The 10954-nt window shown below is 49.3% G+C and carries 12 protein-coding genes; 3 read left to right on the top strand and 9 right to left on the bottom strand.

The genetic code is table 11. The annotated features are described in order from the left end of the window. Together ABNT28_RS01890 and pdxH are read right to left on the bottom strand one after the other, a co-directional pair. Positions 1-678, bottom strand: a 678-nt coding sequence (locus tag ABNT28_RS01890; protein ID WP_348720923.1) for an FAD-dependent oxidoreductase, incomplete at its 3' end; no start/stop codon positions are given. A gap of 236 nt (positions 679-914) precedes the next feature. Next, positions 915-1505: a pyridoxamine 5'-phosphate oxidase gene (gene pdxH / locus ABNT28_RS01885; protein ID WP_332924473.1), complete on the bottom strand. Its 591-nt coding sequence runs from the start codon at positions 1503-1505 to the stop codon at positions 915-917. A gap of 237 nt (positions 1506-1742) precedes the next feature. On the opposite strand from pdxH, the gene ABNT28_RS01880 reads away from it, so the two are divergent. From ABNT28_RS01880 to aroC, 3 genes are all read left to right on the top strand, one after another. Beyond that, entirely contained in the window at positions 1743-2330 is a 588-nt protein-coding gene (locus ABNT28_RS01880; protein ID WP_332924472.1) for a hypothetical protein, read from the top strand. Between the two features lie 259 nt (positions 2331-2589). Next, positions 2590-3408, top strand: a complete 819-nt coding sequence (gene fabI, locus ABNT28_RS01875) for an enoyl-ACP reductase FabI (protein ID WP_332924471.1) — start codon at positions 2590-2592, stop codon at positions 3406-3408. A gap of 1 nt (position 3409) precedes the next feature. Next, complete coding sequence (gene aroC / locus ABNT28_RS01870) at positions 3410-4504, top strand: chorismate synthase (protein ID WP_332924470.1); 1095 nt, start codon at positions 3410-3412, stop codon at positions 4502-4504. Here aroC and ABNT28_RS01865 read toward each other — a convergent pair. The 7 genes from ABNT28_RS01865 to ABNT28_RS01835 form a co-directional block, all read right to left on the bottom strand. Beyond that, entirely contained in the window at positions 4501-5298 is a 798-nt protein-coding gene (locus ABNT28_RS01865) for a TlyA family RNA methyltransferase (protein WP_332924469.1), read from the bottom strand. The genes aroC and ABNT28_RS01865 overlap by 4 nt on opposite strands. Positions 5299-5362: 64 nt before the next feature. Then, complete coding sequence (dxs, locus tag ABNT28_RS01860) at positions 5363-7294, bottom strand: 1-deoxy-D-xylulose-5-phosphate synthase (RefSeq protein ID WP_348720922.1); 1932 nt, start codon at positions 7292-7294, stop codon at positions 5363-5365. A 146-nt stretch (positions 7295-7440) separates the two neighbouring features. Next, the gene (locus ABNT28_RS01855) at positions 7441-8349 is read right to left on the bottom strand and encodes a polyprenyl synthetase family protein (RefSeq protein ID WP_348720921.1); all 909 of its coding nucleotides are present in this window, start codon (positions 8347-8349) and stop codon (positions 7441-7443) included. Between the two features lie 8 nt (positions 8350-8357). Continuing rightward, positions 8358-8624 (bottom strand): exodeoxyribonuclease VII small subunit, encoded by a 267-nt coding sequence (gene xseB / locus ABNT28_RS01850; protein WP_332924466.1) that lies wholly within the window; start codon positions 8622-8624, stop codon positions 8358-8360. 27 nt (positions 8625-8651) lie between these two features. Next, positions 8652-9119, bottom strand: a complete 468-nt coding sequence (locus tag ABNT28_RS01845) for a helix-turn-helix transcriptional regulator (RefSeq protein WP_332924465.1) — start codon at positions 9117-9119, stop codon at positions 8652-8654. 154 nt (positions 9120-9273) lie between these two features. After that, complete coding sequence (gene pip / locus ABNT28_RS01840) at positions 9274-10218, bottom strand: prolyl aminopeptidase (protein WP_332924475.1); 945 nt, start codon at positions 10216-10218, stop codon at positions 9274-9276. Between the two features lie 78 nt (positions 10219-10296). Next, complete coding sequence (locus ABNT28_RS01835; RefSeq protein ID WP_332924464.1) at positions 10297-10803, bottom strand: CarD family transcriptional regulator; 507 nt, start codon at positions 10801-10803, stop codon at positions 10297-10299. Positions 10804-10954: the final 151 nt, after the last annotated feature.

The raw sequence follows: 10954 nt of genomic DNA, 5'->3' as shown, positions 1-10954 counted from the left end.
CTGATGTTCAACCGGAATAACAGGAATATTCAGTCCAACCATCTGGCCAGTTTTGCGGGCAAAGTTACCCGTTGCCGATACAATATGTTCACAGGTAATTTCACCTTTGTCAGTGGTGACTTTCCATTCACCAGAAGCGTTGCGTGAAATAGAGGTAACTGTCGTGTTGCGGTAGATTTCCGCACCACGATCACGGGCGCCACGTGCCAATGCCTGCGTCAAATCAGCTGGCTGGATGTAACCATCCTCAGGGTGGCGGATCGCACCAATCAAACCTTCGGGATTACATAATGGCCAGTGATGCACAATCTCTTCAGGGGTTAAGAAATCAACATCAATACCAATTGTACTGGCGACGCCTGCATATTGCCGATATTCGTCCATCCGATCCCGCGTTGTTGCCAGACGGATATTTGATACCTTGCGGAATCCAACATTCATGCCGGTTTCTTGCTGAAGCTGCTGATAAAAGGCGACAGAATATTTATGAATCTGACCGACGGAGTAAGACATGTTGAACAGTGGCAACAAACCCGCGGCGTGCCATGTCGATCCTGATGTCAGCTCCTTGCGCTCAATCAAAGCCACATCAGACCAGCCTTTTTTGGCTAGATGATAAAGAGTGCTGACGCCAACTACACCACCACCAATTACAACAACACGAGCATGTGATTTCACGCCGTTCCTCCCAAAAACCGGTAAATATTTATCAATACCGCTTGTTACGCGTTACTTGATATAACTGAGATATTTTTATGCAAATAGACGGCAAAAAGCATTTGTCATCCGACAGAATTTACCCAAATTTAGGCTAAAATCGACAAATCTGGCTTCGATGCGTTGAACCGATAGCTTTGATCCAGCTTTAGTACAAAACATTGATACGGTATTTACTGACGATGAGGCTTGTTCGGCTAGGGGTTTAGACGCTGAATATTCCATCCACCATTGCCAGTGGTGGTAAATTTAAAACGGTCATGCAAACGATGTTCACCATCCGCCCAGAATTCGATTTCCTGTGGGTCAATGCAAAAGCCGCCCCAATGTGGCGGACGCGTTACATTATCCGGAAAACGGGCTTCGACAGCACGCACTTCGGCGGCAAGGTCATCACGGCTAGCAAGGGGTCGCGACTGCGCTGATGCCCACGCACCGATCTGGCTACCACGCCCACGTGACGCAAAATAGGCGTCCGACTGTTCTGGGTTTGCTTTTGACACTGGTCCAACAACACGCACCTGACGACGTAGGCTTTTCCAATGAACACAAAAGGCAGCCTTGCCCGTTGCCAGCAATTCATCGGCTTTACGGCTTTGGTAATTTGTATAGATCACGAAACCATTAGGTGACCATTCTTTGAGCAATACCATGCGCACTGATGGCATGCCGTCGGCATCAACCGATGCAAGCGCGACAGCGTCTGGGTCATTGATTTCGGCCTTTACGGCCTCGTCAAACCATGTTTGAAACAAGCCAAAGGGATCAGTTCCTGCAACAATTTCCATCTGCATGCGCTCCTCAAAAGGGTCTGATTACAGCCTTTTCATAGGCGTAAGATAGATATAGTTCATCAATATGGCGACTACAATAGGTGTGACGGATTGCCACCTGCCAACATAAGGGACATCTGATGCCTATAAATATTTGGTAAATATTTGGCCTAAACATATAATTGCCATATTTTCGTATCATACATATATTTAGTATTTATTGATGTGAGCTAACAGATCAGGATCATAAAAATGTCTAAGCTTGAAACACAAAACCGCCGCCCTGGTATTTTTTCTCTTCCGGCTGTTATTTCCCTGATTGTCGCCAGCACGATTGTCGCGCCAACAGCATCTGCCGAAACGCGCATCGAAACCGCAATCGGCACAGTGACGCAATCGGATGCGCTGACCACAAGCTATATCAGGGAAACGCCAACCGACCAGCGCACCTGCCGCAATGAAAATGTGCCCATCTACGGCAAGGCAGAAGAGCAAAGTTCGGATCTGGGCGCGATGATTATCGGTGGTCTGATTGGATCAGCCGTGGGCAATAAAATGTCGGACAATGAAGGCGCAGGCGCCGCCGGTACCGTTGCCGGTGCCATACTTGGTCGTGAACATGCCAAAAAGAAGCAGTCAGGCCAAAAGATTGTTGGCTATAACCAGCAGGAAGTCTGTTCGGTTCAAACAGTGATGATTAAGGAAAATATCGAAAAGGTCACTGGCTATCGTAACAAGATCGAAGTTGATGGGCGGATCATTACATTAGAGACGAGCGCACCGCTTGCCACCGGATCACGCGTTGAAATCCGCAAAAGCATATCCTATTCACTGCGCTAGAACGTGATAACTAGCTAGACCAGTGATTAGTCACATATTGAGGGGCAGAAACGGGTTTTCTGCCCTTTTTTGATGATTATAAAGATGGTCTGACACATACCAAACGTATAATGTTGAAGATGTTTTTCAAGCCAGACTATTGCGCTTGTTCCGCAAGGCTTTACAATAGCGTTCAAACCACAAAACATGCTATGAACTGGCACAGAATATCACAAAGGCACCATGTGCCGGATGAATTTTAGTCAAAGGGATGAGGGCAATGAACAATCAAACCACAACAGGTTTCATGCACGGAAAACGCGGCCTAATTATGGGCGTGGCTAACGAACGTTCGATTGCATGGGGGATTGCCGCAAAGCTGGCCGAACAGGGCGCAGAGCTTGCTTTCACCTTTCAGGGGGACGCCTTGAAAAAGCGCGTTGTGCCTTTGGCAGCGTCGGTTGGCAGTGACATTGTTCTGCCGTGCGATGTCACCGATGAAGCCAGCATGGATGCATTGTTCGCCACTTTAGCTGATAAATGGGGCACGTTTGATTTTGTTCTGCATGCGATTGCCTATTCAGACAAAGAAGAGCTGAAAGGCGGCTATGTCGATACCAGCCGTGATAATTTCAGCCGCACAATGGATATTTCGGTCTATTCCTTTACCGATGTCGCGCGCCGCGCTACCGAGATGATGAATGATGGCGGATCATTGCTGACATTGACCTATTACGGTGCCGAACGGGTGATGCCGCATTATAATGTTATGGGTGTTGCCAAGGCCGCGTTGGAAGCGTCTATCCGTTATCTGGCGGTTGACCTAGGCGGGCGCAATATCCGCGTCAATGGGCTGTCGGCTGGCCCGATGAAAACGCTGGCCGCATCGGGTATCGGCGATTTCCGCTATATCCTGAAATGGAATGAATATAATTCACCATTGAAGCGAAATGTAACGCTTGATGATGTTGGTGGTGCCGGTGCCTATCTTTTGTCCGACCTGTCATCTGGCGTAACAGGGGAAACGCATCATGTCGATTGCGGTTATCATGTTGTCGGCATGAAGGCTGTTGACGCCCCAGATATTTCTGTAGTGTGACATGAGTGATAACAGCTTCGGCAAACTTTTTACCTTTACCAGCTTTGGCGAAAGCCATGGACCAGCTATAGGGTGCGTTGTCGATGGTGTACCCCCAAATTTGACCCTGTCTGAAAGCGACATACAGCCCTATCTTGATCGGCGCAAACCAGGCCAGAACAGATTTGTCACCCAGCGCAAGGAAGATGATGAAGTTGAGATTCTGTCTGGGATTTTTGAAGGCAAGACCACCGGCACACCGATTGGCCTGTTGATCCGCAACAAGGATCAACGGTCAAAGGATTATGGCGATATTGCCACCCAATTCCGCCCAGGTCATGCCGATTATACCTATCAAGCAAAATATGGAATCCGTGATTATCGTGGCGGTGGCAGATCATCGGCACGTGAAACCGCGGTGCGGGTGGCGGCAGGTGCCATTGCTGATATATTTCTGAAACAAGCTTTGGGTGCTGATTTCCGCGTCAAAGGCGGGGTTGTGCAGATTGGCCCCCATAAGATTGACCGTGCCAATCTTGACTGGAACACATGCGACAATAATCCATTTTTCTGCCCTGATGCCAAGGCCGCGGTGGCATGGGAAGCGTATCTTGATGATGTGCGGAAAGCCGGATCATCGGCAGGAGCGATTCTGGAAATTGTGGCTGACGGTATTCCCGCCGGATTGGGGCAACCTGTGTATGGCAAGCTGGATACCGAAATAGCCGCCGCCATGATGAGCATTAATGCCGTCAAAGGCGTTGAAATTGGCGGGGGGTTTGAACTGGCGGCAATGGATGGAAGCATCGCTGGCGACGAAATGCATATGGAAGATGGCAATCCAGCCTTTGACAGCAACCATGCGGGCGGCATATTGGGCGGCATTTCATCAGGCGCGCAAATCGTGGCACGGGTTGCGATCAAACCAACTTCGTCGATTCTGACACCGCGTAAATCAGTCGATAAAGACGGCAAAAATGTTGAGATCATGACCAAGGGACGGCATGACCCATGCGTTGGTATTCGCGGCGTGCCAGTTGCCGAGGCAATGATGTCATTGGTGCTTGCCGATATGATGATGCGCCATCATGCGCAATGCGCGATACTGCCTCGCTAGGACGGTTTTTGCGCCGCGATCAGAAATTCCCTATTACCGTCAGGCCCGTCAATTGGTGAATTAGCCACGCCAATGAGCCGCCAGCCCATCTTGGCGCAAAGCCAATCTTTGACATCGGCAACGACCTTGTCATGCAAAGCCGGATCGCGCACGATGCCGCCCTTGCCAACCAGCCCCCTGCCAACTTCAAATTGTGGTTTTATCAGCGCGATCAGCACCGCATCAGGTGCCGCCAAAGTCAGTACCGCGGGTAAAATTTTGGCCAAGGAAATGAAGGATGCATCACAGGTGATAATATCAGGCGCGAATGGCAGTTCATCCGGTGTCAGATGCCGTGCATTGGTGGCATCCATGACAGTTACTCGGGGATCGCTTGCCAATGTGTGATGTAGCTGGTCACTGCCAACATCAAGTGCGATAATATGCGCCGCCCCATGTGCCAGCATAACATCGGTAAAGCCGCCTGTGCTAGCGCCAATATCAAGTGCGTTTTTGCCAGCCAGCAAAATCTGGGGAAAGTGATCAAGCGCGCCAGCAAGTTTCAGCCCTGCGCGGCTGACCCATTTTATACCTGCCGAGCGCACATCCAGCACGCAATCAGGCGCCAGAAGTTTAGCCGCTTTGGTGACCTTCAGCCCATCGGCAAAGACGCCACCTTCGTCAATAAGCATCTGCGCCCGCTCACGCGATGTTGCATGACCAGTCTCAACCAAAAGCGCATCAGCACGGCGTTTTAACGATTCCTGCTGGGCGGTGCGGCTGGCCGCATAACGTTTTGACTTAGCTTTGGACACAAAATATCTGTAGCAAAAACATAAAAATAATTATAGCGAAAACAGCCAGCAGATTCTGAGGAAACTATCCTTTGTTAAGAACGCCCGCTTTGTCAGACGCTGATGGGCTGGCCAATGATTGCAACATCCGCTCAATGCCCACCGCGTCAATACCCGCAAGGGCAAGCTGTCCAGCCTGGCTATCATGTTCGATATATATATCCGGCAAGGTCATGACCCGCACCTGTAGGCCAGCATCAAGCAAACCGTGATTGGTCAGATATGTCATCACATGTGCCGAAAAGCCACCCGGGCTGTTTTCTTCGACAATCACCAGCTTGCGATAATCTGTGGCCAGATGCGCCAGTAAATCGGCATCAAGCGGCTTGGCAAAACGGGCATCAGCAACCGCGATATGAATCCCTTGTGCGGCCATGGCATCTGCCGCCGCCAGACAATCAGCGAGCCGCGTTCCCAATGACAGGATCGCAATATCATCACCTTCGCGGATCATCCGGCCTTTGCCGATTGGCAGAATCTCAGCCTTGTCCGGCACTTCGCACCCAACGCCTTCGCCGCGAGGGTAACGTAGGGCTGATGGCCCATCATCATAGGCAACAGAGGTCGCCACCATATGCATCAGCTCGGCTTCGTCAGACGGGCACATAATCACCATATTCGGCAGACATGACAGATAGGCAACATCATAGATACCCGCATGGGTTGCCCCGTCAGCACCAACAACGCCAGCCCGATCAATCGCAAAGCGGACAGGCAAATTCTGCAAACATACATCATGGATGAGCTGGTCATAACCGCGTTGCAGGAACGTCGAATAAAGCGCACAAAACGGCTTCATCCCTTCACTAGCCATACCAGCAGCAAAGGTCACAGCATGCTGTTCGGCAATGCCAACATCGAAAACGCGGCTAGGGAATTTTGCCTTGAGTTTATCCAGTCCGGTGCCTGACGGCATTGCCGCTGTTATCGCCACAATTTTGCTGTCTTCTTCGGCTGCCTTGATCAGGCTATTGGCAAAAACCGACGTATAATTGGGAACATTGCCAGCCGACTTTTGCTGAGTGCCGGTGATAACGTCAAATTTGGGAACAGCATGATATTTTTCATGTGACGGGTCTTTGAAAGGGTGCCCATGCCCCTTTTCAGTGACAACGTGAAGCAAGACAGGCCCGTTTGTGTGGGTGTCGCGCAAATTTTTCAAAATCGGCAATAGCTGGTTCACGTCATGCCCATCAAGCGGGCCGATATGCATAAAACCAAGCTGGCTGAATACTGAATTAACGCCGATAAGATCGCGGGCAACATCTTTGGCACGACGCGCTGTACGCTCTATCTCGGCTGGAAACTTGCTGGTCACTTCACGCACAAGGTCTCGAATAGAATGAAATGGTTCGGACGTAATCAGGCGGGATAGATAGCTGCTCATCGCCCCGACTGGCTGTGAAATCGACATGTCATTATCATTCAGAATGACAATCAGGCGGCTATCGGACGCGCCTGCATTATTCATCGCTTCATAGGCCATGCCCGCGCTCATCGCACCATCACCAATGACAGCAATGACATTGCGCGGCGTTGATTGCATATCGCTGGCCACTGCCATGCCCAGACCAGCTGAAATTGAGGTTGATGAATGCCCAGCCCCAAATGGATCAAATTCGGATTCATCGCGCTTGGTAAAGCCCGACAAGCCATCACGCTGGCGCAAGGTTTCAATGCGGTCACGGCGACCTGTAAGAATCTTATGCGGGTAGGCCTGGTGGCCAACATCCCAAATCAGGCGATCATCAGGTGTATTGAAAACATAATGCAAGGCAACAGTCAGTTCGACAACACCAAGGCCAGCGCCAAGATGGCCACCTGTTTTGGCAACAGCACGGATGGTTTCATGACGTAATTCGTTAGCAAGGCGTTGTAGATCGGACTCGGGAATACGCCGTAAATCTGTGATAGCCGAAATCTTGTCAAGCAAAGGTGTCTTATTGTTATCGGTCATCTATTCAGTCCATTCATGTCAGGCAGCTTACGTGTTTTCATTACTATAATAGGTTGCCGCCACCTTTTTGAAGGCCAGACATTATTATCTTTACCGTATTTATGACTAGAGTACAAATTTACAACATAAACAGGCCAGCAAAGCCACTAGGATCGACGAGCTACAGCAAACCCTGCTAGGGCCTGTAGATAGGCAGCAGCATCCTGCCATGGTGCTAATGCCATTTGCGCATTATCAATCAAATTATTAGCTTCATTTTTGGCCTTTTCCAGACCCATAAGCGTTACAAAGCTGGCTTTGCCCTTGATCGCGTCTTGCCCCACCGGTTTGCCCATGCCATCGGAATCACCATCATAATCCAGCAGATCATCAGCAATCTGAAATGCCAATCCCAATTTGTCTGCATAGGTTGTGACAGCGTTCGTCAGCGAAGATGATGCCCCGCCAACAAGCGCGCCACAAGTTGCCGCACAGACAATCAGCGCCCCTGTTTTCATCATTTGCATCTGTTCGGTTTCGGCAAGCGTCAAATCACGTGTTTCAGCCTGAAGGTCCAGCATCTGTCCACCAGCCATACCAGCCAGACCCGATGCCCGTGCAAGCGTGGCAACAAGGGTAACGCGCACCACAGGATCAGGATGTGTCGCATCATCAGCCAGAATTTCAAAAGCAAGGGTTTGCAAAGCATCACCAGCCAGAATCGCGGTCGCCTCGTCAAACGCTATATGACAACTTGGTTTGCCCCGTCTTGTTTCGGCGTCATCCATTGCAGGTAAATCATCATGGATTAACGAATAGGCATGCAAACATTCCAATGCCGCCGCCACCCGCAAAGCGCGACTATCGACATAGGTGCCAGCATCATTTTCATTAGCGGCAAGCCGCGCCGCGCCAAGCACAAGCCCCGCACGCATACGCTTGCCACCATTTAGAACAGCATACCGCATGGCATCGCCAAGACGCGGCGCCAGAATAGTCTGCGCCTTAAAAACCATATCCAGCATATCCGCACACTGATTCGCATCAGTAGCAAGCTGCGTAGCAAAATCGGTCATTGAAAATGTCACCCTTCGCCGGGTGCAAACGGTGCCGTTTCGGTTGGGACACCCCCATCAGCAGGTAATTTGATCTGCTCGACCTTCATCCGTGCTTCTTCAAGGCGTGCCTGGCAATGCGCTTTTAGCTGTGTGCCACGTTCAAAAGCCTTAATCGCATCATCAAGCGACACGTCACCACGTTCCAAAGATGTGACAATGGCCTCAAGCTCACGAAGTGCGTCTTCAAAACTTATTGTTTCAAAATTGGCGATTTTGGTTTCGTTCTGGCTCATGCACTTACCCCTTGCTGAGAGGACATGTTACTCGCCAGCAAGGGTTGTGGCAATGGATTTGACCATTTCCGAAATGCGTTTTCGAACAAGTGGCTTTTCAATCGAATAATAGGTGCGGACAAGTTCTAACGTCTCACGACGTGCCATTGGATCCTTAATCTGTTCATCTATCAGATCAGCTATCTCGCCGCCCCGCGACACCTGACGCGGCGAACTGCGCATTGTATTTTCTGTCATATCGTCAAAGAAATAATTAATCGACACATCAAGAATCTGGCTGATATCCCATAAGCGCGATGCGCTGATCCGGTTTGCGCCGCGTTCATATTTCTGCACCTGCTGAAATGTAATATTCAGCTCGGTTCCAAGTTGTTCCTGGCTCATGCCAAGCAAGGTACGACGCAGACGAACACGTTTACCAACATGCATATCGACAGCATTATTGTTGGTTATACGAAAATTTCGCTCAGTACGTTCTTCATCTAAATTGTTCATAGAAAATATCTCCTACGATGATTCCGTTTGCACCTGATAATTTAAAATCTAATTCTGCGGTTGTGTCACGCAGGTGCCAATGTTCAAAACTATTAAAGTTTAAACTAATTTACTTTTTGACCAGCCTAGAAAATAAATCGCTTAGATAAATTAACTATAGATAGGCGTCCAAAGCCGATAAAAGCGCCTGTGCAATACCAGATTCGAATGTCGAATGTCCAGCATTGTCAATAAGTTGCAACTTTGCTTTTTTGCCCCACCGGTTTGCCAAATTTACAGCTGTTAACGGTGGGCAAATAACATCATGGCGTCCCTGTATTATATTGATTGGCAAATGATGCACAAGGTTGATGTGTTGCATGATATGCCCATCCGGCATAAAACAGCCATTCATAAAATAATGCGCTTCAATGCGCGCCATGGTTAGTGCCGATATACCGCTGACATAACGTTGCTGGGCACGCAAAGTCGAGCAGGATGTTTCATAGGATGACCAGCTATTGGCCGCCGGTTGATGGATCGCGCTATTTTCATTCATCAGTCGATGATAATAATTTTCTAAAAGATTACCGCGCTCACCCTCAGGTAGAAAATTGACAAAATGGGCATGCGCTTCAGGGAAAAAACGCCCCATTTCATAAAGAAACCAGTTTACTTCGGCATCACTTCCCAGAAAAATACCGCGCAGAATTAACCCCTGAACATGTTCAGGATAAGCGATTGCATAGGCAAGTGCCAAAGTGCTGCCCCATGAACCGCCAAATAGCAGGAACTTTTCGATGCCAAGCTGCTGACGCAGGGTTTCAATGTCTTCAATCAAACGTGTCGTTGTATTGTCGGTGGTCTCGCCCATAGGCGTTGACCGACCAGAGCCACGTTGATCGAAAAGAATCGCACAAAATTTGTCTGGATTGAACAACCGTCGATGAACCGACGAAATGCCAGCACCTGGCCCTCCATGTAAAAACAGAACAGGAATGCCATCTGGATTGCCGCATTGTTCATAATAGATGCGATGTGGATTTTTTTCCAACCAGCCTGTTTGAAACGGCATAACTGGATCGAATAGATCAATGTCCTGAATAAACGCGTTTGTCATCACTTGATATTGATCATTATCACCATTAAAAATCATGGATAAAGAGCGCATGAAAGCGCCCTTAGACACGTTCAGGCGTTACGCCGCCTCAGCCATCATATCTTCGAGTTTCAATGCCGCGGCATCCTGATCAATTTTTTCAATCGCAGCATATTCACGTGCCAAACGCTCTAACGCGGCCTGATACATCTGACGTTCAGAATAGGACTGTTCAGACTGGTTAGTCCGGCGATGTAGATCACGCACAACTTCGGCAATCGAGACCGGGTCACCAGATTTGATCTTTGTTTCATATTCTGCCGCCCGACGCGACCACATAGTACGACGCACACGCGCCTTGCCACGCAAGGTTGTGATCGCCTGATCCATTTGCTTGCTTGAGCTAAGAGTACGCAAACCAAGTGTTTTGGCTTTTTCCATCGGCACGCGTAATGTCATGCGATCCTGTTCAAAACGAACCACAAGCATTTCAAGCTTCATGCCAGCCACTTCACGGGTTTCGGTTCCTAGAATTCTGCCAACACCATGGGTTGGATATACAACAAAATCGCCTTCTTCAAAGGCGGCGTCAGATTTACGTGCCATTTTGTTTCCCTAATGCCTGCCTTGAGACAGGTGTGGCCTTCGCCACAATGTTATATCGCTTTGCAACAGCCATATGATGTCAGGCCATGTGGAAACTTGCAAAGTCAAGACCATGCAAACCAACATTGCGCAGACAACATTTGTCTCAGAT

It is taken from the genome of uncultured Candidatus Puniceispirillum sp., from assembly GCF_963979125.1.
Classification (GTDB): domain Bacteria; phylum Pseudomonadota; class Alphaproteobacteria; order Puniceispirillales; family Puniceispirillaceae; genus Puniceispirillum.
Note: the sequence above shows the minus strand (reverse complement) of the source record. Positions and strands in the feature narration are given on the sequence as shown.

Coding starts and splice junctions, on each gene's coding strand:
- dxs (WP_348720922.1), bottom strand. CDS start 7,294: ATGACCGATAACAATAAGACACCTTTGCTTGACAAGATTTCGGCTATC.
- fabI (WP_332924471.1), top strand. CDS start 2,590: ATGAACAATCAAACCACAACAGGTTTCATGCACGGAAAACGCGGCCTA.
- pdxH (WP_332924473.1), bottom strand. CDS start 1,505: ATGGAAATTGTTGCAGGAACTGATCCCTTTGGCTTGTTTCAAACATGG.
- ABNT28_RS01835 (WP_332924464.1), bottom strand. CDS start 10,803: ATGGCACGTAAATCTGACGCCGCCTTTGAAGAAGGCGATTTTGTTGTA.
- ABNT28_RS01855 (WP_348720921.1), bottom strand. CDS start 8,349: ATGACCGATTTTGCTACGCAGCTTGCTACTGATGCGAATCAGTGTGCG.
- pip (WP_332924475.1), bottom strand. CDS start 10,218: ATGACAAACGCGTTTATTCAGGACATTGATCTATTCGATCCAGTTATG.
- aroC (WP_332924470.1), top strand. CDS start 3,410: ATGAGTGATAACAGCTTCGGCAAACTTTTTACCTTTACCAGCTTTGGC.
- ABNT28_RS01845 (WP_332924465.1), bottom strand. CDS start 9,119: ATGAACAATTTAGATGAAGAACGTACTGAGCGAAATTTTCGTATAACC.
- ABNT28_RS01880 (WP_332924472.1), top strand. CDS start 1,743: ATGTCTAAGCTTGAAACACAAAACCGCCGCCCTGGTATTTTTTCTCTT.
- xseB (WP_332924466.1), bottom strand. CDS start 8,624: ATGAGCCAGAACGAAACCAAAATCGCCAATTTTGAAACAATAAGTTTT.